This is a genomic window from Moritella sp. 5 (genome assembly GCF_018219455.1).
Taxonomy (GTDB): domain Bacteria; phylum Pseudomonadota; class Gammaproteobacteria; order Enterobacterales; family Moritellaceae; genus Moritella.
In genome coordinates this window covers 286,105-312,660 of record NZ_CP056122.1, presented here as the reverse complement: position 1 = coordinate 312,660, position 26,556 = coordinate 286,105, and the positions used below count along the sequence as shown (strand labels likewise).

18 protein-coding genes are annotated in these 26,556 nt (G+C 41.4%); 7 read left to right on the top strand and 11 right to left on the bottom strand.

Annotated elements, in window-relative coordinates; all coding sequences use genetic code 11:
* Window positions 1–21 precede the first annotated feature (21 nt).
* Both metH and metA read right to left on the bottom strand, forming a co-directional pair.
* Window positions 22–3,711 carry a methionine synthase gene (metH, locus tag HWV01_RS01445; RefSeq protein ID WP_211673752.1) on the bottom strand — a complete coding sequence of 1,230 codons (3,690 nt, stop codon included), beginning with the start codon at window positions 3,709–3,711 and terminating at the stop codon, window positions 22–24.
* Between the two features lie 84 nt (window positions 3,712–3,795).
* The gene (metA, locus tag HWV01_RS01440; RefSeq protein ID WP_211673751.1) at window positions 3,796–4,707 is read right to left on the bottom strand and encodes a homoserine O-succinyltransferase; all 912 of its coding nucleotides are present in this window, start codon (window positions 4,705–4,707) and stop codon (window positions 3,796–3,798) included.
* Between the two features lie 253 nt (window positions 4,708–4,960).
* Between metA and HWV01_RS01435 the strand changes: the two genes are divergently transcribed.
* The gene (locus HWV01_RS01435) at window positions 4,961–5,578 is read left to right on the top strand and encodes a trimeric intracellular cation channel family protein (protein ID WP_211673750.1); all 618 of its coding nucleotides are present in this window, start codon (window positions 4,961–4,963) and stop codon (window positions 5,576–5,578) included.
* On the opposite strand, the gene HWV01_RS01430 is transcribed toward HWV01_RS01435, so the two are convergent.
* The 9 genes from HWV01_RS01430 to ampD form a co-directional block, all read right to left on the bottom strand.
* Window positions 5,575–5,946 (bottom strand): YacL family protein, encoded by a 372-nt coding sequence (locus HWV01_RS01430; protein ID WP_211673749.1) that lies wholly within the window; start codon window positions 5,944–5,946, stop codon window positions 5,575–5,577. The genes HWV01_RS01435 and HWV01_RS01430 overlap by 4 nt on opposite strands.
* A 168-nt stretch (window positions 5,947–6,114) precedes the next feature.
* Window positions 6,115–8,694, bottom strand: coding sequence for a bifunctional aconitate hydratase 2/2-methylisocitrate dehydratase (gene acnB, locus HWV01_RS01425; protein WP_211673748.1), 2,580 nt, complete (start codon window positions 8,692–8,694; stop codon window positions 6,115–6,117).
* Window positions 8,695–8,971: 277 nt separating this feature from the next.
* Window positions 8,972–11,278, bottom strand: a complete 2,307-nt coding sequence (locus HWV01_RS01420; protein ID WP_211673747.1) for a patatin-like phospholipase family protein — start codon at window positions 11,276–11,278, stop codon at window positions 8,972–8,974.
* A gap of 168 nt (window positions 11,279–11,446) precedes the next feature.
* Window positions 11,447–12,877 (bottom strand): dihydrolipoyl dehydrogenase, encoded by a 1,431-nt coding sequence (lpdA, locus tag HWV01_RS01415; protein ID WP_211673746.1) that lies wholly within the window; start codon window positions 12,875–12,877, stop codon window positions 11,447–11,449.
* A 233-nt stretch (window positions 12,878–13,110) separates the two neighbouring features.
* Window positions 13,111–14,694: a pyruvate dehydrogenase complex dihydrolipoyllysine-residue acetyltransferase gene (gene aceF, locus HWV01_RS01410; RefSeq protein ID WP_211673745.1), complete on the bottom strand. Its 1,584-nt coding sequence runs from the start codon at window positions 14,692–14,694 to the stop codon at window positions 13,111–13,113.
* Between the two features lie 10 nt (window positions 14,695–14,704).
* Window positions 14,705–17,365 (bottom strand): pyruvate dehydrogenase (acetyl-transferring), homodimeric type, encoded by a 2,661-nt coding sequence (gene aceE / locus HWV01_RS01405; RefSeq protein WP_211673744.1) that lies wholly within the window; start codon window positions 17,363–17,365, stop codon window positions 14,705–14,707.
* A gap of 85 nt (window positions 17,366–17,450) precedes the next feature.
* Window positions 17,451–18,212 carry a pyruvate dehydrogenase complex transcriptional repressor PdhR gene (gene pdhR, locus HWV01_RS01400; protein ID WP_211673743.1) on the bottom strand — a complete coding sequence of 254 codons (762 nt, stop codon included), beginning with the start codon at window positions 18,210–18,212 and terminating at the stop codon, window positions 17,451–17,453.
* A gap of 539 nt (window positions 18,213–18,751) precedes the next feature.
* On the bottom strand, window positions 18,752–19,600 hold the full coding sequence (ampE, locus tag HWV01_RS01395) for a regulatory signaling modulator protein AmpE (protein WP_211673742.1): 849 nt from the start codon (window positions 19,598–19,600) through the stop codon (window positions 18,752–18,754).
* A gap of 1 nt (window position 19,601) precedes the next feature.
* Window positions 19,602–20,174 carry a 1,6-anhydro-N-acetylmuramyl-L-alanine amidase AmpD gene (gene ampD / locus HWV01_RS01390; protein WP_211673741.1) on the bottom strand — a complete coding sequence of 191 codons (573 nt, stop codon included), beginning with the start codon at window positions 20,172–20,174 and terminating at the stop codon, window positions 19,602–19,604.
* A gap of 144 nt (window positions 20,175–20,318) precedes the next feature.
* Here ampD and HWV01_RS01385 point away from each other — a divergent pair, with 144 nt between their 5' ends.
* The 6 genes from HWV01_RS01385 to HWV01_RS01360 all read left to right on the top strand — a co-directional run bounded on the left by HWV01_RS01385 (window position 20,319) and on the right by HWV01_RS01360 (window position 26,547).
* The gene (locus tag HWV01_RS01385) at window positions 20,319–20,825 is read left to right on the top strand and encodes a TIGR02281 family clan AA aspartic protease (protein ID WP_211673740.1); all 507 of its coding nucleotides are present in this window, start codon (window positions 20,319–20,321) and stop codon (window positions 20,823–20,825) included.
* Between the two features lie 24 nt (window positions 20,826–20,849).
* Window positions 20,850–21,692 (top strand): carboxylating nicotinate-nucleotide diphosphorylase, encoded by an 843-nt coding sequence (gene nadC, locus HWV01_RS01380; protein ID WP_211673739.1) that lies wholly within the window; start codon window positions 20,850–20,852, stop codon window positions 21,690–21,692.
* Window positions 21,693–22,080: 388 nt separating this feature from the next.
* Complete coding sequence (locus HWV01_RS01375; protein WP_211673738.1) at window positions 22,081–22,494, top strand: prepilin-type N-terminal cleavage/methylation domain-containing protein; 414 nt, start codon at window positions 22,081–22,083, stop codon at window positions 22,492–22,494.
* A gap of 6 nt (window positions 22,495–22,500) precedes the next feature.
* Entirely contained in the window at window positions 22,501–24,204 is a 1,704-nt protein-coding gene (pilB, locus tag HWV01_RS01370; RefSeq protein WP_211673737.1) for a type IV-A pilus assembly ATPase PilB, read from the top strand.
* An 85-nt stretch (window positions 24,205–24,289) separates the two neighbouring features.
* Complete coding sequence (locus HWV01_RS01365; RefSeq protein ID WP_211673736.1) at window positions 24,290–25,540, top strand: type II secretion system F family protein; 1,251 nt, start codon at window positions 24,290–24,292, stop codon at window positions 25,538–25,540.
* Between the two features lie 119 nt (window positions 25,541–25,659).
* Window positions 25,660–26,547 (top strand): A24 family peptidase, encoded by an 888-nt coding sequence (locus HWV01_RS01360; protein ID WP_211673735.1) that lies wholly within the window; start codon window positions 25,660–25,662, stop codon window positions 26,545–26,547.
* The last annotated feature ends 9 nt before the right edge of the window (window positions 26,548–26,556 follow it).

The following is a 26,556-nucleotide window of genomic DNA, read 5'->3' as shown; positions in this document are numbered from 1 at the left end:
TTTTGCAATCAATACGTAACGTTAGTCAGGCGCATACCCTAAGTTAGGTCCTAACCAACGTTCGGCTTCTTCAAGCGTCATGTTTTTACGTTCCGCATAATCTTTCACTTGGTCTTCTTGAATCGATGCAACCGCGAAGTAACGTGATTCAGGATGGGAGAATATCCAACCCGATACCGCCGCACCCGGCCACATTGCATAAGAAGAAGTTAGCTTCATACCGATGCTTTCTGGGTCGAGTAATTCCCAAATAGTGCCTTTCTCGGTATGTTCAGGACAGGCTGCATAACCCGGTGCCGGACGAATACCTTGGTATTTTTCACGGATCAGGTCATCGTTGTTCCACTCTTCAGTTGGTGTGAAACCCCACTCTTCTTTACGTACTAATTCATGCAGGCGTTCAGCCATTGCTTCAGCTAGACGGTCACACACAGATTGAACGAGAATAGCGTTGTAATCATCTTCAATACCTTTGAAGTAATTCGCCATTTCGTCTTCACCGATGCCACCCGTTACCGCAAATGCACCAACGTAGTCAAATTTACCTGACTCTTTCGGCGCTACAAAATCCGCTAAGCAATTATTATACTGCCCAGATTTTTTCTTAGTTTGCTGGCGTAGGTGCTCAAGCTTGGTTAATACCTGCGAACGTGTTTCATCGGTATACACTTCAATGGTGTCATCGTTCACTGTGTTTGCAGGGAATAAACCAATCACGCCATTAACACCCACTTCATTTGATTCTTGCAAACGATCAAGCATATCGTTGGCATCATTAAACAAACTTTGCGCTTGCTCACCCACGACTTCATCAGTCAGGATTCGAGGGTATTTACCCGCCAGCGTCCAGGTCATGAAGAATGGCGTCCAATCGATATATTTTCGTAACTCTGCAATTGAGTAGTTAATATATTTTTGTACACCGAGTGTTTTCGGTACTGGCGGTGTGTAGTTAACCCAATCAATCGGCGCTTTGTTAGCACGTGCAACATCAAGTGTCACCGGTGCACTGCGCGGACGTTTACGAGCATGCTGTTCACGCGCAACTTCGTATTCTTTGGCCATACGCGCAACCAATTCAGGCTTTTTAGTTTCAGACAACAATGCCGATACCACACCGACTGCACGTGAGGCATTGGATACATAAATCACCGGCTCATCGTAGTTTTGTTCAATTTTAACCGCGGTATGGGCTTTCGATGTTGTCGCGCCACCAATAAGAATAGGTAGTTTTAAACCTTTACGTTTACATTCTTTAGCAACATGCACCATTTCATCTAGTGACGGCGTGATCAGTCCTGATAAGCCAATAATGTCGCAGTTTTCTTCCACTGCTTTTTTCAAAATATCATCACAAGATACCATGACGCCCATATCGACGATCTCATAGTTATTACACTGCAGTACAACGCCTACAATATTTTTACCGATATCATGCACATCGCCTTTTACCGTGGCTAATAAAATCTTACCGTTTGAAGAACCTTTTTGTTTTGACGCTTCGATGTAGGGATTTAAATAAGATACTGCACGTTTCATTACGCGGGCAGATTTAACCACCTGAGGTAAGAACATTTTACCGGCACCAAACAAATCACCAACGGTATTCATACCGTCCATTAACGGACCTTCAATCACTTCTAATGGCAGCGTTGCTTGTTGACGAGCTTCTTCAGTATCTTCTTCGATAAACTCAGTGATACCTTTGACTAATGCATGTTCTAAGCGTTTATTAACCTCAAAAGTACGCCACTCTTGCGTTTCAGCTTCCACTTCAACACCTGAATCACGGTATTTATCAGCAATATCTAACAACGCTTCCGTACCTTCAGGAGTACGGTTAAGGATCACATCCTCAACAGCATCCAACAGCTCTTTCGGCAGATCATCATAAATGGCTAACTGTCCTGCATTCACAATACCCATATCCATACCTTCACGGATACAGTAGTACAAGAACACAGCATGAATTGCTTCACGTAATGGATTGTTACCACGGAACGAGAAAGATACGTTAGAGACACCACCAGAAATCATGGCATGGGGTAACTCACGTTTAATGTCTTTAACGGCTTCGATGAAATCAACCGCATAGTTATTATGCTCTTCAATACCCGTTGCAACAGCAAAAATATTTGGATCGAAGATGATATCTTCTGGCGGGTAATTTAATTCGTGCACCAAGATATCGTAAGAACGCTTACAAATTTGGAATTTACGCTCTTGAGTATCCGCTTGGCCATCTTCATCAAAAGCCATGACGATCATCGCAGCACCATAGCGGCGGATTAATGTTGCTTGGCGGCGGAAGTTATCTTCACCCTCTTTCAATGAAATAGAGTTAACAATCGCTTTACCCTGAACGCATTTCAGACCCGCTTCAAGGATCTCCCACTTCGAGGAGTCAATCATGATTGGCACTTTCGATATTTCTGGTTCTGACGCAACTAGGTTTAAAAATCGCTGCATACAATGCAACGAATCCAGCATACCTTCATCCATGTTGATATCGATGATTTGTGCGCCAGACTCTACTTGCTGCTGAGCAACATGTAGTGCTTCGTCATAATTTTCTTCTTTGATCAGACGTTTAAAACGGGCAGAACCGGTTACATTAGTACGTTCACCAACGTTAACAAACAGGCTTTCTTTAGAAATTGTTAATGGCTCTAAACCACTTAAACGGCAAGCAATTTCGATTTCAGGTAATTGACGTGGCTTAATACCTTCAACCGCATCAGCCATAGCTTTAATATGTTCTGGTGTGGTACCACAACAACCGCCAACCATATTTAAGAAACCAGATTCAGCCCATTCCTTAATATGCTCAGCCATGTCTTCCGGGTTAAGGTCATACTCACCAAACGCATTCGGTAAACCGGCATTGGGATGCGCAGTCACATAGCTTTCTGAAATGCGTGAGAGTTCGCCGACATATTGGCGTAATTCATCTGGCCCTAATGCACAGTTAAGACCAAAGGTGATCGGCTCTGCATGGCGCAATGAATTATAAAATGCTTCTGTGGTTTGTCCCGTCAATGTACGACCCGAGGCATCGGTAATGGTACCTGAGATCATAATAGGTAATTCGTAACCGAGTTCTTCGTATACTGTTTTCACCGCAAAAACCGCAGCTTTAGCGTTCAAGGTATCAAAGATAGTTTCGATCAGAATAAAGTCAGAACCGCCTTCGATTAAGGCTTTGGTTGATTCGATATACGCTTCAACCATAAGGTCAAATGAAGTATTACGGAAAGCGGGATCGTTTACGTCAGGAGAAATAGAACAAGTACGGTTTGTTGGGCCTAATACTCCAGCAACAAAACGGGGACGGTCTGGGTTTTCTGCGGTTTTTTCATCGGCAGCTTGACGTGCGATACGTGCCGCTTCACGGTTAATCTCTGCCGATAATGATTCCATATCATAATCAGCCATCGCGATAGTAGTGGCATTAAATGTATTGGTTTCAAGAATATCGGCACCTGCATCGAGGTACTCTTTATGAATGTCTGCAATGAGCTGTGGCTTACTTAATACCAATAAATCATTGTTACCTTTGACGTCGCAATGCCAGTCAGCAAAGCGTTCACCACGGTAATCTACTTCTTCTAATTTATAGTCTTGGATCATCGTACCCATGCCGCCATCGATAAGCATGATACGTTTTTTTAATTGCTGTTCCAATTGCTGTTTATTTTTTATAGTAGCCACAAGATCCCTCGTTTAATTTACTGCAGACCCAGTCCTGAGTCTTATTATTTGATACTAATCTCTAACGTCTATAGATCATTGCATTTATAGATCATTTAAGTCATATGGCGTTTGTTGATAAACATAATAGTTTAACCAGTTGCTATAGAGCAGATTACCATGACTACGCCAAGTAACACGAGGGGCATTTTCAGCATCATTACCTTCATAGTAATTCGCCGGTACTCCGGCCTCAACGCCTTCGGCAATATCACGCATATATTCTTGGTGTAAAGTATCTGCGCTGTATTCTGGATGACCAGTTACAAATACCTGACGGAAATCTTTTGATGCGGCTAAATACACACCCGTTTCATCATTCGCCGCTAAGATATTAAGGTCTGTACCTGCAAACATCTCTTCAGAAAAGTTGGCATAACGCGACATCGGTACGGAAAATTCATCATCAAACCCGCGTACTAATGGATTATGGCGGTGGAATGTTTGCTGTGGATAGACACCAGAAAATTTATTCTCATGGACTTTTTTATCAATACCATGCAAGACTTTTAATGCCGCTTGCGCAGCCCAGCATAAGAACAGGGTGGATACCACGTGGGTTTTCGACCAGTTAATGATCTCTTCGATTTGTGGCCAATACACAACTTCATCATGACCGACTAAGCCTAATGGCGCACCCGTGATGATCAAACCATCGTAATTATTATGACGAATACGTTCAAAGTCGTGATAGAACTCATCAATATGTTCTTGGGGGGTATTCTTAGAGGCACGATAATCAATCCGCAATAACTCTACATTTACTTGCAGTGGCGTATTTGATAATAACCGTAGAATTTGATTTTCAGTCTCAATTTTCTTCGGCATAAGGTTAAGAACAACAACCTGCAGCGGTCTAATTTCTTGCTTCGTTGCTCGTGACTCTAGCATCACAAAAATATTTTCATTACCTAATATTTCCGCAGCCGGTAGCCCGTCTTTAATTCTAATCGGCATTATTCCCATCCTTAAGTAATACATTAGCCATCCAGAAGTCTAACCCATTTATGCAACCTTTGTAAGTGTTACAACAAATTTAATCCCGCATTACAGAGTTTACAATCTAAGTCGAAGTAAAATCCTGACCTCAAATTCAGTTTAGGTTGACCATAAAAATGTTTATGTATAGGATCGCCAACTTGTAAGGAGCTAAGCATATTTTAAATGGATATCTCCCCCCAAATTTCGTTAACTTAAAGGGTTCGCAATAATGCTAACTTATATCTATTTAATCGCGATAACTGCCGAAGCGATGTCGGGTGCATTGATGGCGGGTCGCCGTAATATGGACATCTTCGGCGTGGCTGTTATCGCATTTGTTACTGCGCTTGGTGGTGGTACAGTGCGTGATCTGTTATTGGGTAATTTTCCAATATCTTGGACCCAACATCCCCACTATGTCTATATCACCATATGTGCAGGTTTGTTTACTATTCTGATAGCTAAACACATGAATCATTTACGCCGTTTATTCTTAGTACTTGATGCGGTAGGCTTGATAGCATTTACCATTATTGGTTGTAATGTAGCGATGAAACTCGGTTATCACCCAACCGTGATTATTATGGCGGGTATGATAACGGGTATTTGTGGCGGGGTAATACGCGATCTACTCTGTAATCGTACCCCAGTGGTATTCTGTAAAGAGATCTATGCGGGTATCTCATTATTAGTCGCGGTACTTTATCTGGGCTTAGAAACGTTTGGTATTGACCACAATATCAATCTTATTGTGGCCTTCTGCCTCGGTGTGTCACTGCGCTTGTGTGCTATTTATTGGAAATGGTCATTACCAACATTTAGCTACACATCGGAAGAGTGGGATTAACGCTGACTAAAGAATTCTAACCAGGCTTGGAGTATGATCTCAAAATCCTCCAAGCCACAAACTGCCACAGTTTCCGCATCATAAAAATTCATATCGTCATCTAGCTCTTCGCCAGTATCAATTAACTCCGAATTCATACAAGCACAGACATCTTCTTGCGTCATGGTTAATGTCATCTCATCACCAACTAAACGGTACTCTTGTTTTTTACGTGCTTTTAATAAATCAACTTCCGCTTGAATCAACGCAATAGTGGCCTTATCCGTGCCTAAAGTGCCTTGGATCCAACTACCTAGTGCCGTCTGTTCCATTGATATGATGACGCGGTATGTATCTGTAAGGGTATCTTTTCGAAATTCAAAATCCACGGTTATGCCTGCTTCTTATTAGTTAATAAATATAATAGCTGTTCAGCGCTGGAGTGTAACAAAAAACAACAGAAACAAAAACGGCTCCCTATCGAGGGAGCCGTTTCATTATTATTTTATCTATTTCTGTTTAATTAACAGTTCAGCACCAAGGATGCTACGCGTTAATTATACTGCTTCTTGAACAATCACTTCGTTCGCTTTCTCAATGTAAGAAGCAATTTGATCGAAATTTAAGTAACGGTATGTATCCGCTGCTGTTGCATCAATTTCAGAAGCCAGTTCCATGTACTCTGCAACTGTTGGGATCTTACCTTTAATCGCCGCTACTGCAGCAACTTCAGCAGAACTGAGGTAAACGTTAGCGCCATTACCTAAACGGTTCGGGAAGTTACGTGTTGAAGTAGAAACAACCGTCGTATTATCGCCTACACGTGCTTGGTTACCCATACACAGTGAACAACCAGGCATTTCTGTACGAGCGCCCGCTTTACCGAAGATTGAGTAGTAACCTTCATCACTTAATTGTGCGGCATCCATACGCGTTGGTGGTGTTACCCACATACGTGTTGGTAAAGTACCACTGAATTTCTCAAGTAGTTTACCAGCTGCACGGAAGTGCCCGATGTTAGTCATACATGAACCAACAAATACTTCGTCAATTTCAACACCAGCAACATCTGTTAATAATTTAACGTCATCTGGGTCGTTTGGACAAGCTAGGATAGGCTCTTTAACGTCAGCTAAATCGATTTCGATGATCTCAGCGTATTCTGCATCCGCGTCAGCTTCAAGTAATTGTGGATCTGCGATCCATGCTTTCATTTCAGCTACACGGCGAGCAATCGTCTTCGGATCGCCATAACCTTCAGCAATCATCCAGTTTAACATCACGATGTTAGACTCTAGATATTCAATGATTGGCGCTTCATTAAGCTTGATTGAACAACCTGCAGCAGAACGCTCTGCTGATGCATCTGATAATTCGAATGCTTGCTCAACTTTCAGCTCTGGTAGACCTTCAATTTCAAGTACACGACCAGAGAACGCATTGATTTTACCAGCTTTCTCAACAGTCAGTAGCCCTTGTTGAATAGCATAGTAAGGGATAGCATTAACTAGATCACGTAGTGTGATACCAGGTTGTAGTTCACCTTTAAAGCGTACTAAAATAGATTCAGGCATATCCAATGGCATAACACCAGTTGCTGCTGCAAATGCAACAAGACCAGAACCAGCAGGGAAAGAAATACCTAATGGGAAACGTGTATGTGAATCACCACCAGTACCAACTGTATCTGGTAATAACATACGGTTTAACCATGAGTGAATAACACCATCACCTGGACGTAAAGAAACACCCGCACGATTACGGATAAAATCAGGTAGTGTATGATGCGTTTGCACATCTACAGGTTTCGGATAAGCGGCTGTATGACAGAAAGACTGCATAACTAAATCAGCAGAGAAACCAAGACAAGCTAAATCTTTTAGCTCATCACGTGTCATCGGACCCGTAGTATCTTGAGAACCAACAGTTGTCATTTTTGGTTCACAATATTGGTTAGGACGTACGCCTGCAACCCCACATGCTTTACCAACCATTTTCTGTGCTAGGGTATAGCCTTTCGTTGATTCAGCAACATCTTCTGGTAAACGGAATACCGTTGAATCATCTAGACCTAGCGCTGTACGTGCACGCGTCGTTAGACCGCGACCAATAATAAGTGGGATACGGCCACCAGCACGTACTTCATCAAGAATTACATCTGTTTTGATCTTAAATTCAGTGATCTCTGCGCCAGTTTCGTGAGCTTTAACAACACCTTCATATGGGTAAATATCAATAACGTCGCCAGTATTTAAGCTAGTTACATCAAATTCGAGTGGTAGTGCACCTGAATCTTCCATTGTATTGAAGAAAATAGGCGCGATTTTAGAACCGATACAAATACCACCACCACGTTTGTTCGGTACGAATGGGATATCATCACCCATGCACCATAACACAGAGTTAGTTGCTGATTTGCGTGAAGAACCAGTACCAACAACGTCACCAACGTAAGCAACTTGATGACCTTTTTCTTTTAGTTCTTCAATTGCTTGTAGTGAATTTGCAGCAACACCTTCACGCTCATTCTTAAGCATAGCAAGTGCGTGTAGTGGGATATCTGGGCGAGACCATGCATCTGGTGCAGGAGATAAATCATCGGTATTCGTTTCGCCAGGTACTTTAAATACGGTAACAGTCAGTTTCTCAGCAACTTCTGGTTTGCTTAAGAACCATTCTGCATCTGCCCAAGACTGTAATACTTGTTGTGCGAATTTATTACCCGCTTTTGCTTTTTCTTCAACAGTATAGAAAGCATCGAACATTAATAGTGTGTGAGATAAGGCTTTTGCAGCAATTGGAGCAAGTGCATCAACATCCAGTAATTCAACCAATGTTTCTATGTTGTAACCACCTTGCATCGTGCCAAGTAGTTCAGTCGCACGTTCTGCAGATAAGATCGGTGATGTCGCTTCGCCTTTAACAATCGCAGTTAAAAATCCAGCTTTTACATAAGCAGCTTCATCCACACCTGGTGGTACGCGATTGGTTAAAAGATCTAAAATAACTTCTTCTTCGCCAGCAATTGGGCTTTTCACCAATTCAACTAGAGCAGCAACTTGTTCAGCATCAAGAGGTTTAGGTACAACCCCATCAGCGGCACGTTCTTCGACATGTTTACGATAAGCTTCTAACACGACTCATTCCTCTTAGTTTATGCCACCCATGGTGGACATCCTTGTTATATGTAACCTTAACCTATTCATTTGCGATGTGAATTCAACGGTTATTGATGTGAACTCAGCGATAATAAAGTTAAGGCCTCTTGCAGAGTGTTCACAAATATAACATTTTTAACCTAAAATTAAAATTAAAGCAGCAAGTGCAGAAGCATTTTTACATCAATACTCAACATTCATCAAACTTATGGTGTAAAAAGAAGAGTTAATTCATATGAATAGTGCTAACGCGTATTTAGAAATTATTACCAATAAAGAGATAACCAGAAGCGTGTCCACCTTCAGCATAACCGTAAGAGAACATCACAGGACCTATGCCCGTGTCTAAGGCTATAAATACACTACCCGCAGAAATGGTTGAATCAAAGCTGATGTCATCTTTATCATTCCATACATTCCCTCGTTCGATGGACGCGCCCAGATAAAGCGGGAATGAGAATGCGCCAAAATTGTTATCCAATAAACGATGTCGATAGATTAGAGCAACTAAACCTTTATAATTACCCGTGATCTCGTTAATGCCATAACCCGAGAGGTTTTGGAAACCACCGAGTCCCACTTCAAATGTTGGTGAAATAGGAGGGCCATCATAACTTGCCATCGACGCTTTAAATTCAAAGGTCGAGCGATTAAATGACATTGCATTACGCCAATCTAGGCTGAAGAACACGTTGTTTTCACTACTATTAAAGTAGTCACTTGTATCTATGTATATATCAGAATCGAGCTTAAAGCCTTTCGTTGGAAAAGAGATATTATCGAACGAGTCTAAGCGCGTCTGTAAATACCACCCCTGGCTATCAAAATTAGTATTGATACTGGAACCCTCGATGTCTGCATTACCAGTTTGATAATAACTACCAACCGCAATTTGCGCCCAATCAAAAGGAATAATACCGAGCTCTGCATAAACATTGATTTGTTCTGTGGTCACAACAAAATATTCAAAACTAGAATTAACAGGCTTGAGTTCAGGATCATTTATTGAGCTTAGGTATAACTTACTTTCATAGTCTTCTAGTCTTATCCCCGATTTAAAAAAGAAGTTTTGGTTATAATCAATCGGTGAATAAAATTCGGTACTGATATTAGAATCCGTGCCATACACTAACTCAGAGCGCCATTCCGCACCCAATCGGTTTAAATCCGTTAGTATGTATTGTAAGCCAATTTGCTGACGGTCATCACTGGTAGTTGACTCTTGAATATTAAATTTAAAATCAACATAGCCTGGTCCCCAACTTTTCTCTACTACGTTGATATGTAGGTCATGGACACCCTCTTTTTCAGTAATGCTGTAATCGACTTTTTGAAATAAATTTAATGCATAAAGCACATCAATTTGCGTCTCTAATTCAGCAACTGTGATCTTATCCCCACGTTTTAAGTTTAATTTATTTTCAATCACCTTGGGACTTAAACGGGTATCAGTGGTGATGTCGATATCATTGATTTGAATAATATCAATTTGTGCCAACTGTTGTTTTTTAACTGCCTTTTGTTGTTGATATAATGCGTAATCGTCATCAGATAACGACAAACCCATTAATTTAGCACTCGCACTCTGCGCAGACTTTTCACCACGATCCACCGCATCTAACATCAAATCAAAATCTGCAGTGCCAATACCGTCAATTTCAGGACTGAGCAAAATATCTTGTTCGGATAGTTTCAATATCTGTTCATTGGCACTGGTACGTGTCATCGAGCTCGATAGCTGATCAAAGATAAGAAAAGCGCTGGTGATCTCCTCTTCGCGATAAAGCTGAGAGCCGATATCAACCGCAATAATAATATCCGCCCCCATATCTTGTAATACCGATATAGGTAAATTATTCACCATACCACCATCGACAAGATACTGACCTTCAATAAACACAGGGGTTAACGCACCGGGAATAGACATACTCGCCTGCATCACTTTGGACAAATCACCACGCTCTAATACCACTTCGCTCATGGTTTCAATATTGGTAGCGACCGCACGATAAGGGATCGGTAATAAGTCAAAATGACGTACATAAGGCAAACTGTTCGTTGATAAACGTAATAGCTTGCCCATGCCTTGACCTTGGACAAAACCTGATGGGTATTCCACACTAGTGCCATCAAAGCCAATATTGGTTTGCAATTGAAAGGAATCTTGGCGCTGCTTTTCTCTTACCGAGAGAGCATCACGTGGTACGTCATCATTGTAACCTTGGCTCCAATCATACTCTGCTAGCATAGCTTCAATTTGCGCAGATGAGCGCCCCATGGCATACATGCCACCAATAAACGAGCCCATACTGGTACCCGCTATATAATCGATAGGGATATTATTTTTTTCTAAATATTTAATAACCCCTAAATGCGCAGCACCTTTAGCACCACCACCACTCAATGCCAGACCAATTTTAGGCCGTTGCTGTTCATTGTTATGACCACGATCTAAAGCTGTTTCTGCGGCAATTGCAGTATTTAAGTGCAGGCTGATGAAAACGAGTAATAACCCATTCAGCATGTTAAATGAAGAACCAAAAATCCGTTTAATCTGTACCATATCTTGATGACAATCCTAAAAATTAATCCATCGCATCCAATGGGGACAACTGGTTATATTACATATAACTTAACTATATTAGCAGCACCTGTTTTAAAAAACCTAATTTCAGGTATAAAAAAAGCGACCCTAAGGTCGCTCTCTAATATTAACGATTAAATCGCTAAATTATTTTTTCTTCACAGCTTTTGCATTAGGAAGATCTGTAATAGAACCTTCATAAATTTCTGCAGCCATACCAACTGATTCGTGTAACGTTGGGTGAGCGTGAATTGTTAATGCGATATCTTCTGCATCACAACCCATTTCAATTGCTAGACAAACTTCACCTAGTAATTCACCAGCGTTAGTACCAACCATAGCACCACCGATAATACGGTTAGTGTCTTTGTTGAATAATAACTTAGTCATACCGTTAGATGCGTCAGAAGCGATCGCACGACCTGATGCAGCCCAAGGGAATACAGCAGCTTCGTAGTTTACGCCTTGCTCTTTCGCTTCTTTCTCAGTTAGACCTGCCCACGCCATTTCTGGCTCAGTGTAAGCAATTGAAGGAATAACTTTAGGATCGAAGAAGTGTTTCTTGCCAGCAATGTTTTCTGCAGCAACGTGACCTTCATGCACACCTTTATGCGCCAACATAGGTTGACCAACGATATCGCCGATTGCATAAATGTGTGGAACGTTCGTGCTCATCGTTTTATTTGTTTCAATAAAACCACGTTCAGTTACAGTAATACCTGCTTTTTCAGCATTTAAGCCTAGACCGTTTGGTACACGACCAACAGCAACAAGAACAGCGTCATAACGTACTGGTTCAGCAGGCGCTTTTTTGCCTTCAAACGTAACATATAGGCCGTCTTCTTTTGCGTCAACAGCTGTTACTTTTGTGCTTAACATTACGTTAAATTTGTTTTTAACTGCTTTAGCATAAATTTTAACGATGTCTTTATCCGCTGCAGGTACTAATTGATCTGCAAACTCAACAACGTCAATATCAGAACCTAGTGCAGAGTACACAGTACCCATTTCTAGACCGATGATACCACCACCAAGTACAAGCAATTTACCAGGAACTTCTTTCAGCTCTAGTGCATCAGTTGAATCCCAAACGCGTGGATCTTCATGCGGAATGAATGGTAGTTTAACTGGACGTGAACCCGCTGCAATGATTGCATTATCAAATGTAACAGTTGTAACGTTACCGTCACTGTCTGTTGCTTCAATAGTGTTAGCGCCAGTAAATTGTGCTAAACCTTCAACCACTTTAACTTTACGCATCTTAGCCATACCGCCAAGACCACCAGTTAATTGACCAACAACTTTTTCTTTCCATGAACGGATTTTAGTGATGTCAGTTTGTGGTTCGCCGAACACGATACCGTGATCTGCTAATGATTTTGCTTCTTCAATTACTTTAGCTACGTGTAGTAAAGCTTTTGAAGGGATACAACCAACGTTAAGACAAACACCACCTAGGGTGTTGTAACGTTCGATGATTACAGTTTCTAAACCTAGATCTGCCGCACGGAATGCAGCAGAATAACCAGCAGGACCAGCACCTAGTACTACTACCTGAGCTTTAACTTCATTACTCATTATGACCTCGTTGTCATTTAATTATCTGGAATGGCGGGTTACCTCACTCAGAGGCTCTATTTTAACGCTTCTGAGTAATGATGTTCGATTCCAGATAATTTTACATATATGTTAAATAAATGAGAAGTAAAAAGAGTTAAAAGAGTTAAAACATTGCAAAAATGCGATAACTCTACTTAATAAATACTTAAACTTCTCTTTAATTAAATACTAAAACTATTACTTAATTAAAATTAAAGTACTAGTTGACGAAGATCTGAAAGATATCCGTTTAATGCTGTAACAAAACGAGCACCGTCAGCACCATCGATCACGCGGTGATCATATGAAAGTGCCATTGGTAACATAAGACGAGGAGCAAAGTCTTTGCCATCCCACTTAGGTTTAATTTCAGAGCGTGATACGCCTAAAATTGCAACTTCTGGCGCATTAACGATTGGTGTAAATTGAGTACCACCGATACCGCCAAGACTAGAAATTGTGAAACAACCGCCTTGCATATCAGAAGAAGTCAGTTTACCAGAACGTGCTTTCTTAGAGATAACAGCAAGATCTTGGCAAAGCTCGTAAATACCTTTCTGGTCAACGTTACGGATAACCGGAACAACTAGACCGTTTGGTGTATCAACAGCAACACCAACGTTGATGTATTTCTTCTGAATGATGCTTTCGCCATCTTCGCCGATTGAAGTGTTGAACTTCGGATAATCAGCTAACGCTTTAGCTACTGCTTTCACGATGAAGATAAGTGGAGAAATCTTGAAGCCTTTATCTTGCTTAACAAGTTTGTTGTTCTCAACTTTACGGAATGCTTCTAGTTCAGTGATGTCTGCTTCGTCGAACTGTGTAACGTGTGGGATTTTAACCCAGTTACGGTGCAGGTTCGGACCAGAAATCTTCTGGATACGAGTCATCTTAACTACTTCGATTTCACCAAATTTAGCGAAATCAACTTTCGGCCATGCTAGTACGTCCATACCAGAACCATTGCCGCCAGTAGCGCCAGATTCTAAACGTTTAACAGCGTTTTTAACGTAAGTTTGTACGTCTTCTTTCGCGATGCGACCTTTACGACCAGTTGCGCCAACTTTATCTAAGTTAACACCGAATTCGCGTGCTAGACGACGAACTACTGGTGATGCATGGTGGTAAGCATCGTTTTCAACGAAACCAGTTGCTTCAGGTGCTTTTGCAGCAGCTGGAGCAGCAGCTTTCGGCGCTTCAACTTTTGCAGCAGGTGCAGCCGCTTCAGCTACAACAGGAGCAGCAACAGGTGCAACACCAGCAACTTCAAACGTCATGATGAAAGAACCAGTTGTTACTTTATCGCCAACAGCTGCTTTAATTTCTTTCACAACACCTGCGAATGGTGCAGGAACTTCCATTGAAGCTTTATCGCCTTCAACAGCCATTAACGTGTCTTCTTCAGCAACAGTATCGCCAACTTTAACTGAAATCTCAGTTACTTCCACTTCATCGTCGCCGATGTCAGGAATGTTAACTTCTAATACTTGCACTGCTGCCGCTGCAACTGGTGCAGGAACGGCTTCAACAGCAACCTCTGCAGCCGGAGCAGCTACGCTTGCTGCATCAGCAAAGATAAATACTAATGAACCAGTTTTCACTGTGTCACCAACATTTACACGAATTTCTTGTACTACACCTGCTTGTGGTGCAGGTACTTCCATAGACGCTTTGTCACCCTCAACAGTAAGCAAAGTATCTTCTTCTGCAACTGTATCTCCGATTTGAACGGAAATCTCAGTTACTTCTACTTCATCATCACCAATGTCTGGAACGAAAATTTCAATACTCATTTTTTATACCTTATGCGTATAGAGGGTTTAATTTATCAGCGTCGATGTTATATTTTGCAATTGCATCAACAACAACTTGATTTTCAAGCTCGCCTTTCTTAACTAATTCAGATAATGCAGCAACAACTACGTATTGCGCGTTAACTTCGAAATGACGACGTAAGTTTGCACGGCTGTCTGAACGACCAAAACCGTCAGTACCAAGTACTTTGTATGACGTTGGAACATAAGCACGTACTTGATCAGAATAACTCTTCATGTAGTCAGTCGCAGCAATCGCTGGAGCATCACCCATTAAGCTAGTGATATAAGGTACTTTTTTCTCAGCTTCCGGATGTAACATGTTGAAACGTTCAACATCTTGACCATCACGAGCAAGTTCATTAAATGAAGTTACAGCGAAAACATCAGAACCAATACCATAATCTTCACTTAAGATACGAGCCGCTTCGCGAACTTGTATCATGATAGTACCTGAACTTAATAATTGTACTTTTGCTTTATCGCCAGTATAAGTTTCTAGCTTATACATACCTTTACGGATACCGTCTTCGGCACCTTCAGGCATAGCATGATGCGCATAGTTTTCGTTCATTAGCGTTACATAGTAGAAGATGTTTTCTTGATCTTTACCATACATACGACGGATACCGTCTTGTAAGATAATAGCAACTTCGTAAGCGAATGTTGGGTCATATGCCACACAGTTAGGTACTAGACCTGCTTGAATTAAGCTGTGACCATCTTCATGTTGAAGACCTTCACCATTCAATGTTGTACGACCAGCTGTAGCACCTAATAGGAAGCCACGAGCTTGTTGATCACCTGCCATCCATGCTGAGTCACCGATACGTTGGAAACCAAACATTGAATAATAGATGTAGAATGGGATCATCGGTAAATCATTTGTACTGTATGATGTTGCAGCAGCAACCCAAGAAGACATAGCACCAAGTTCGTTGATACCTTCTTGTAGTACTTGACCACTCGTTGATTCTTTATAATAAGAAACAAGCTCTCTGTCTTGAGGTGTATATATCTGACCTTTCGGATTATAGATACCCACTTGACGGAATAGACCTTCCATACCAAATGTACGCGCTTCATCAGCAATAATCGGTACTACATTTTTGCCAATACCTTTATGCTTAAGTAACACGTTCAATGCACGAACATACGCCATAGTTGTAGAAATTTCACGTTTTTGAGCACCAAGTAGTGCAGCAAAATCATCAACTTCAGGAATAGCTAGTTCACCAGAGAATGTTGGTTTACGCTGTGGTAAATAACCATTAAGTTCTTTACGACGAGCATGCAGATATTCATGCTCAGGCGTACCTTCTTCTATCGTCACATATGGAAGATTTAACAAGTCTTCATCTGCAACTGGTACATCGAAACGATCACGGAACTGCTTAAGCACATCCGATTTCATTTTTTTCACGCCGTGCGCGATATTTTTACCTTCTGCAGCTTCACCCATACCATAACCTTTTACAGTTTTAGCTAGGATCACAGTAGGCTTACCAACTGTCGCTTGTGCTTGTGCATATGCAGCGTAAAGTTTACTGGTAGAATGACCACCACGCTTAAGTGCGTAGATCTCATCATCAGTCATGTCTTTAACTAATTCAGCAGTTTCAGGGTAACGACCAAAGAATTGCTCACGAACATAAGCGCCGCCTTTAGCTTTCAACGTTTGGTAATCACCATCCACAGTTTCATTCATTAGCTGTAGAAGTTTACCAGACGTGTCTTTAGCAAGAAGTTCATCCCACTCTTCACCCCAGACAACTTTAATCACATTCCAGCCTGCGCCTTTAAATACGCCTTCAAGCTCTTGAATGATCTTACCGTTACCCATAACAGGACCGTCTAGGCGCTGTAGGTTACAGTTAATAACGAATACTAAGTTGTCTAAACCTTCACGAGCAGCAAATGATAATGCGCCGCGTGACTCAGGTTCATCCATCTCGCCATCACCTAGGAAAGCGTATACAGTTTGATCTTCAGTTTGTTTTAGACCACGGCCATCTAGATATTTCAAGAAACGTGCTTGATAGATAGCAGAAAATGGACCAAGACCCATAGATACTGTAGGGAACTGCCAGTATTCAGGCATCAACTTAGGATGTGGATATGACGGGATACCTTTACCATCTACTTCTTGACGGAAATTATCTAGCTGTTCTTCAGTTAGACGACCTTCAACAAATGAACGCGCGTAAATACCAGGAGAAATATGACCTTGGTAATAAATTAAATCACCACCATCTTTTTCAGTAGGTGCACGGAAAAAGTGATTGAAACATACATCATAAAGTGCAGCAGATGATTGGAATGATGCCATATGGCCACCCAAATCTAATTCTTTTTTCGACGCACGCAGTACGATCATTAACGCATTCCAGCGGATAATCGAACGAATACGGCGTTCTAGTTTTTCGTCACCTGGGTATGCAGGCTGGTCTTCAGTACGGATGCTATTGATATAATCGGTAGTGATACCACCTTGACCTATTTCAATACCGTCTTGATGTGCTTTTGCAATTACTTTTTCTAACAAATACTGTGCGCGCTCAAGACCTTCTTCACGGATAACTGATTCAATTGACTCAAACCATTCATTCGTTTCGATAGGATCTATATCATGCTTTAAGATGTCGGACATTTGAGATTCCTTACTATTAGATCTCTACAACATTAAAGAAATATTCTTAAACATATTTTATGTTTAAACATATTCATTATTAATACTATTTAGCCTGTTTTATGCGGCGTGTCGCTCGGCTGATACGACTATCCTCACGCCCAATATCAAGCAATGCTTGCTCGATATAAGCCAGATGGGCATGACATGCTTCTCTGGCTGTTTCTGGTTGTCGGTTAAGAATTGCAGTGAGCATATCACCACGGTGTTGGCTAATTTGTTCAACCACACCTTGACGCTTTTCCAACAACCTAAAATTTTGGCAGATGTTATCTTCTAACAATGGATTCAGCCCACGCAGAAGATGTAACAACACTATATTGTGTGATGCAGCTGTGACCGCAATATTAAACGCACTGACTGCTTGCGCCTGTAGCTGCGGGTCATGTGCTAATTCAGACGCTGTCACTGCATCAAGCGCAACGCGTAATTGTTGAAAGTCGGTTTCAGTACCACGCAACGCCGCGTAATACGCTGAAATACCTTCCAACGCATGACGAAATTCTAATAGGTCTAATTGCGCTTCTGGGTGTGTCGTCAATAATTGAAACAGTGGTTCCATCAGCGTTTGGTCCATGGCCTTTTTCACCCATGTACCACGTCCTTGACGACGTTCCAATAAACCTTTGCTTTCCAACCGTAAGATTGCATCGCGTACAGTAGGGCGAGACACCCCTAGCTGTAGGGCTAAATCACGCTCTGAAGGTAAGCGCTGGCCGGATTCTAAACTACCTTCCAAAATCATTTGCTCTAGTTGCTCTGCAATCGCATCGGACAACTTCGGCGGCTGAATTTTTCGATAGACCATGTGAACCTCAAAATGACCAGTGGTAAATTGGTCAGACCAATTTAATATTAAGTCATGACAATTTACCAAAACCACGTTCGATTGTCATTAAAAATAGACGTTTTTGTTCGTTTTTATCGTGTTTAAATAAAAATAGGCAGTATAAATACATCTAAGCAACCGGATAAACAAAGCATAAAGGCATGGGAATACGTATTAAAGGCAGTTTAAATAACTGCCAACTCAAGATTAACAGTCAATGACGTACCCCCAAAGTAATACCAAAGATCTATTGGTCTTACCACATAATACAATTCTTTAGCTCTTCAATAGCAGATCGACAGAAAGCCCTAGGGTAAAATAAAAAATAAAGATATAACAAGGATTAAGCGAGATAAGAGCATCTTGGTAAACAGTTAAATACTGATACACCGCCGATACGAATGCCATGAAAAGTAAATTTTAAGGAAGGAAAAAATGACATAATTGTAATCAAGGTTACGAACGTATCTGTCAACGCTAAGACTCGTTAATAACCTTGCTTAAATACCATGTTTCAGCTAATTAAGTGTACCGTTAATGGTAAGGAGAGAAATGATGGTCACAAAAAAGATAATGTTACGTTTGGCCAGTTGCACTAAATAACAGGTATAGTCATAACACTTATCTGTTGTCATGTTCGCTTTACTTGCTAGGCAAACGACTTTCCCTAGCAAGTCAAACTCCGGTGTTGATAAATCACGCCAACTACGCAAACTCTGAGGTAAAGCAGCCTGCTCTTCTGCGACTACTGCATAGCCAAACATGGTTAAGCGTGCTGGTAACCAATCAACGACACGCATAACGCGGTGAATAGCACTGCGGTTTAATTGCTTACTATGATGCTGAATAATATATTTATGATAACTACGGGCCACTACATACATAGTCAAACCTATCGGGCCAGCCACCACAAAATAAAAGATCACCGCAAAATAAAAACGATAATTAATCCAGACGAGTTGTTGGGCAACCGCTTCAGTCAGTAATTTTGCGCAAAAACGTTCGCAATTTACATCCAAACATCCGGCATACATACCTTTCGCTTCTAAATCATCACGACTTAATGCTTTTAAGTACTGACGATAATCACGGCGATAGTCACTGCCACCAAAGCTCATTAATAACAGCATCAGCCAAGCTAGTACCGTAAAAGCACCATAATATAAACCTGAAATAGCATCTAACAAGCTATACATAACCGCTGTCGGCAACGCAATAATAACCAAGGTGCCAAACAGACCTTGGTTAATAAATGAGGGTAATAAAGGGTAAAGGTAACGCTGCAAGACATTATCCAATTGTAACTTAGCACTCAAATGCACCACCCGTTCAATGAGTAATGCGAGCAGCAAAGAGATTAAAGCCATATTAATTATCCTTCGAATTTAAACATGAAAAATAATGCTGCCAGTCAAAATGCGGACCAGGATCATCTTTACGCACAGGGGCAATATCGCTATGACCAGTAATGCGGTCCAAGGTAATTAAAGGGTAACGTTGCTGGATGTCCGCTGTGACAGTCGCCAAACACTGATACTGCACAGATGTATAAGGATGATTAACATCCCCTTCCAACTCAATACCAATAGAGAAATCATTACACCGCGATTTATCTGCAAATTCAGAAAGCCCTGCATGCCAAGCACGTTTATCCAAAGGCACAAACTGAATCAATTGGCCGTCTCGCTTAATATATAAATGTGCCGATACCCGCACTGATTCTAATTGTTGAAAATAAGGGTGTAAGCTACAATCGAGTTTACCAAGAAAAAAATCTTCGACATACTCTGCACCGTATTGCTCCGGTGGTAAACTGATACAATGAATAACCAGTAAATCAATATCAGTCTTCGGCGGACGATCATCAAAATGCGGCGATGACAAGAAATGTGCACTTGCCAATAATCCTAAGCTTGATTGTCTGTTTGTCACGCTGTTCATACCTTCTGACTATAATCGAGTGACTGCTATTCAAGACGACTCTTCACAATTGCTCCACTTTACAATGATATCGTTAGCAATAACATAGCAGAGTCCGTAAAATACAAAACGAATAAATTAACGCACTCGTAACGGAGAGAGACAATGGATGGAAATCAAAAAATCGCCAAAGCCATGACTTACATCGCCTGGATCAGTGGGTTAATTATTATGTCTCTATTCTTTAATGATTATTTGGCCAAGCAAGAAAATCCCAATACCCGACCAGAAAGCTATCAACAAAATGGCAATGCAGTCGTCATGCTGCAACAAAATCGTGCTGGCCACTATGTTACTAATGGTTATATAAATGGTTATCAGGTAAAATTTTTACTCGATACGGGTGCCACGCAGGTTTCGATACCAGCAACAATCGCGAAACAGATCGGTCTTACCGCAGGTTATAGCCAATCGGTGAATACCGCCAATGGCGTGATTGAAGTATTTTCGACACGCCTCGACAGCTTATCTGTGGGTGAACTGACGCTCTACGACCTCAGTGCGAATATTAATCCCTACATGCAAGGTGATACTATTCTGCTTGGTATGAATGCATTAAAACAAGTTAAATTAGTCCAGCAAGGCAAAACCCTCACCTTAAGTGAGTATTAGTTTTTAATCGACCTAGGAATTATTATGTTACAACAAGAAATACGCCGCGCAGTAAGCACTGCATTAGCAGAAGACCTTGGTGGTCAAAGTGTGGCAGAAGGTGATATCACGGCAAACTTAATCGCAGCAGAAACACAAGCTAAAGCCAAAGTGATCAGCCGTGAACAAGCGGTATTTTGTGGTAAAGCCTGGGTTGATGAAGTTTTCCACCAGCTCGGTGACACTGTAACAGTGACTTGGTTTGTTGCTGATGGTGACCTAGTCGCTGCAGATCAAACACTATTTACGCTAGAAGGCCCTGCCCGTACATTATTAACGGGTGAGCGTAATGCACTCAACTTTGTACAAACATTATCTGGCGTTGCCACATTAACCAAAGAATACGTTGATCAACTTGCAGGTACTAAATGTCAGTTATTAGACACGCGTAAAACAATCCCAGGTCTACGCTTCGCCCAAAAATACGCAGTGACTTGTGGTGGCGGTAAAAACCACCGTATCGGCCTATTCGATGCTTACCTGATTAAAGAAAACCACATCATGGCCTGTGGCGGTATTGAAAACGCGATTGCCAAAGCAAAAGAGTTACAACCTGGTAAACCAGTTGAAGTTGAAACCGAAAGTCTTGCTGAACTGCAACAAGCTTTGGATGCAGGTGCGGACATCGTTATGATCGATAACTTTGACATTCCAATGATGCGTGCAGCGGTTGAATTAAACCAAGGTAAAGCAAAATTAGAAGTATCAGGTAATGTGACAATTAAGACCCTTGCGAGTTTTGCTGCAACTGGCGTTGATTTTATCTCGGTAGGCGCACTAACAAAACACGTGCAAGCAACCGACCTGTCGATGCGCTTTATTAAATAGTCATTATTGAATAATAATCACTAATAATAGAATTAATGACAAAGTCCTAATTAAGCATTTTAGCACTATCCCATTAGGGTAGTGCTTTTAATTTTCTGGTCGAGCCAAGTAGCATAAAATTAACCACTGCATAATAACCCTCATTTTAGTTATTCATCTATAAATAGCTTTTAAATTACTTAATTCCAACTGCAAATCCCTTAGTACAAGATAATTATATATCAACAAATCAATAGGTTATTTTGACGTGTTACCTTATAACTTGATCTTGATCGTTAAATTTATGTATACAAAATGTTAAATCAAGGTTTAAATAAATCAACTCATCGGGTATCTCATACCATTTGATGACTAAAGGACTATTAGCTAATTTTATAAGGATATAAAAATGAGAGTACAACAGAAAGTACAACAACAAGGTTTTACATTAATTGAATTGATGATCGTAGTCGCGATCGTGGCTATTCTAGCGGGTGTTGGCATGCCTGCTTATCAGAATTATACAAAAAAAGCACAGTTTTCAGAAGTCATTGGGGCAACAGGCGCTTATAAAACTGGTGTTGAAATCTGCTTAAACTTGACAGACAAAGAGAGCTGTGACGCTGGTACTAACTCAATCCCAACAGCAATTACATCTGCTGCGACAGGTAGCTTCGTTAAAAGCGTAGCCGTTTCGGACGGTGTGATCACTGCAACTGCAACTGGTGCAAGTGGTGCAACTTATACGTTAACACCAGCAATTGATAATGGCCTAGTGAGTTGGACTAAAGGTGGTAATTGTAAGGACGGTGGTTATTGCTAATCCCTAATGCCACACAAGCATAATGCTAGCGGCCTGGCACATAGCCTGGTCGCACATTCATACCTCGCCACAGAAGAGATTCAACAACTTCTGCAAAGCGCTAAACAGGAAGGTAAAGCCTTCACGACTTATATCGTCGACAATAACATCATCGACAGTAAAACCTTAGCGCAATTACTAGAGCGTGAATACGGCGTTCCACTACTCGATTTAGATACCTTTAAACTGGAAGAAATTCCCGATAACCTGCTTAATGGAAAATTAATCGAGAAACACCATGCTTTGCCTATCTACGTCCAGGGACAAACTTTATATCTGGCGATGTCAGATCCAACCAATGTCACCGCATTAGAGGAGTTCTCTTTTAGCTTCAGTCTGCATACCGAAGTACTTTTGGTTGATGAAGTACAATTACAAAAAGCGTTAGAGATTGTACTCGAAAGTGATATTGATGCCCTTGGTGATCTGAATGATGCCAGCATTGATGAGTTAGAGGTTGATAACAACGAGTCACGCCTAGAGCAAGAAAATAACAGCGGTGCTGACGACGCCCCGATTGTTAAATTCGTCAATAAGATCTTACTGGATGCGATTAAAAAAGGCGCATCCGATATTCACTTCGAACCGTATGAATTCAAATACCGGGTGCGTTTTCGTATCGACGGTATCTTACATGAGATGGTATCTCCACCCGTTAACTTAGCGATGCGTTTTTCTGCGCGCTTAAAAGTCATGGCGCAATTAGATATTGCCGAGCGTAGAGTGCCACAAGATGGCCGAATCAAATTAAAATTATCCAAAAACAAGTCCATTGATCTACGCGTTAGCACCCTGCCCACCATGTGGGGTGAAAAGGTGGTGATGCGGATCTTAGATTCTAACCAAGCCAGTCTCAACATTGATATTCTCGGTTATGACGATACACAAAAAGCCTTGTACCTTAAAGCGTTAGAAAAACCGCAGGGCATGATCTTGATCACAGGCCCAACAGGCAGTGGTAAAACGGTGTCTTTATACAGTGGCCTCAATATCCTCAACACCGTGGAACGCAACATATCCACAGCCGAAGATCCTATCGAGATCAACCTCACAGGTATCAATCAAGTCCAGATCAACCTGAAAGCAGGACTGAACTTCCCCAGTGCATTGCGATCATTCTTACGTCAAGACCCGGATGTAGTCATGGTTGGTGAGATCCGCGATATAGAAACAGCCGAGATTTCGATCAAAGCAGCGCAAACCGGTCACTTAGTATTATCTACTCTGCATACCAACTCTGCAGCAGAAACCCTTACTCGTTTATCCAACATGGGTGTCCCTGCTTATAATATAGGTTCATCAGTCAGCTTGATCATCGCCCAACGGCTCGGCCGTCGCCTTTGCAGTGAGTGTAAGCAGCCCGAAGACATACCCGCTATCGAATTAGCCAAGCTCGGTTTTAGCCAACAGCAAATCAATGATGGGATCACTTCATTTAAAGCCATAGGTTGTAACCAATGTACTAAAGGTTATAAAGGACGCGTAGGGATCTACGAAGTCATGCCGATGTCAGATAAGATCGCACGTATGATCTTAACCGGCAGCAACTCGCTTGAACTCAGCGACCAAGCGCAGCAAGAAGGCATGAATACATTACGCCAATCAGCCTTGAAAAAAGTGATCGACGGCGTCACCAGTTTACTTGAGGTTGAACGTATCACTAATCATTAGTGCTCAATGACTCACGATCAGTAATAAAAAATAGTCCTCTGTATAAAAAGGATCGTATCTCACACCATCAGCTAAGGATAGCATCATGGTCGCAGTAACTAAAAAAGCCAATCGCAGCACATCGACAGTCAAAAAACGCTATCCCTATAACTGGCAAGGCGTTAACCGCAAAGGTAAAAAGGTCAGTGGTGAGATGCAAGCTGAAAGCATCAGTAACTTAAAAGTTGAGTTACGCCGTCAAGGTATTAATGTATTAAAAGCCAATCGTAAATCAACAGGCTTATTTTCCAAAGCCACGGCTAAAATAAAACCGATGGATATTGCGCTTATTTCACGACAAATTTCAACCATGCTTAGTGCTGGCGTACCGCTCGTACAGAGTTTAGAGATTATAGCCCGCAGTAATGATAACCCTTCCATGCGCGCGCTAATTGGTGAAGTTGCAGCGGAAGTAGCGACGGGTACTCCGCTTTCTGATGCATTACGTAAACACCCTCTTTATTTTGATGACTTATATTGTGATCTTATTAGTGCCGGTGAACAGTCCGGTTCATTAGACAGTATTTATGATCGTATCGCGACTTATAAAGAAAAATCTGAAGCTCTCAAATCTAAGATAAAAAAAGCCATGTTCTACCCGATTATGGTACTCGCAGTTGCAACTGTCGTGACACTTATTTTATTACTCTATGTGATCCCCCAATTCAAAGACATTTTTTCCAGTTTTGGTGCTGAGCTTCCCCCTTTCACCCTGTTTGTCTTATCTATTTCTGACTTTGTCAGTCAATTTTGGTATTTGGTGATCGGGATATTATTTGGATTACCTTTTATTTACCTTAAGGCCAATAAACGGTCCATCAAAGTTAAGCACCTGACCGAACGGAGTATTCTCAACATACCAGCCATTGGGCCAATACTACACAAAGGGGCGATGGCGCGTTTTGCTAGAACCCTTTCAACAACTTTTGCAGCAGGTATTCCGCTCGTAGATTCATTAACGTCAGCAGCAGGCGCATCAGGTAACATTGTTTATAAAAATGCGGTGATGAATATGCGTAATGAAGTGATCGCCGGATTACAAATGCATATTGCCATGCGCTCAACCAATTTATTTCCTGATATGGTCACGCAAATGGTGATGATCGGTGAAGAGTCAGGCTCACTTGATGATATGTTGGCGAAAGTCGCCCATATTTATGAACAACAAGTTGATGATGCGGTCGATGGCTTAACCAGTTTAATCGAACCCATGATCATGGTGGTATTAGGTGTGGTCATCGGCGGCCTCGTTATTGCTATGTATTTACCTATCTTTGAAATGGGCAATATTATGTAGTGAATATCGACCAGTGTTATTTTGATAGCAAGCTTTAACAGCTTTTCTGTGATGGGTTTGTTATCATCTTATTTCAATTAATATTTATCTATCAATTTGATTCGGTACAGGTAATTTACATGCAAGACTTAGCGCTTCTCTTTCAACTCTATCCTTGGCTATTATGGTTATTCGCTACCTTACTTGGCCTACTCGTTGGTAGTTTCTTAAATGTGGTCATTTACCGTTTACCTATCATGATGGAGCGTGAATGGAAGCAAGAATGCACCGTTTACTTTGATGAAGAATGCAAGACCGCAAAATCAGAACCAGGAGCAACTAAATTCAATTTATTATTACCCCGCTCCACTTGTCCTAAATGCGATCATCAAATAACCGCATTAGAAAACATTCCCGTGATCAGCTGGTTAGTATTACGCGGAAAGTGCAGCAGCTGTGCGAACCCCATTTCAGCACGTTACCCTAGTATTGAGCTACTAACCGGTTTGTTATCGCTCGTCGTGGCCTTGTACATTCCCTACGGTATCCAATTAGCGGGGGCATTGTTACTGACTTGGTGTTTAGTTGCGCTGACTTTTATCGATATCGATAAAATGTTACTACCCGACCAAATGACATTACCCTTGTTATGGTTAGGCTTACTGCTCAACATCAACTACGCTTGGGTAACCCCTTCAGATGCGATTATCGGTGCTATGGTTGGTTACCTATCTCTCTGGACTGTTTATTGGGGATTTAAATTACTGACCGGTAAAGAAGGCATGGGCTATGGCGACTTCAAACTATTAGCCGCGTTTGGCGCATGGTTCGGCTGGCAGTCGATTTTAGCGATTGTATTACTCTCGTCATTTGCTGGCGCTATCATAGGTATTAGTCAAATCCTATTGAAAAAGCATACCCAAGGTAACCCCATTCCATTTGGTCCTTATCTGGCGATTGCAGGTTGGCTGTATCTTATTTGGGGTGATCAACTCGTTGATTTCTATCTATCCAATTTTATTTATTAAAGTAGAAAT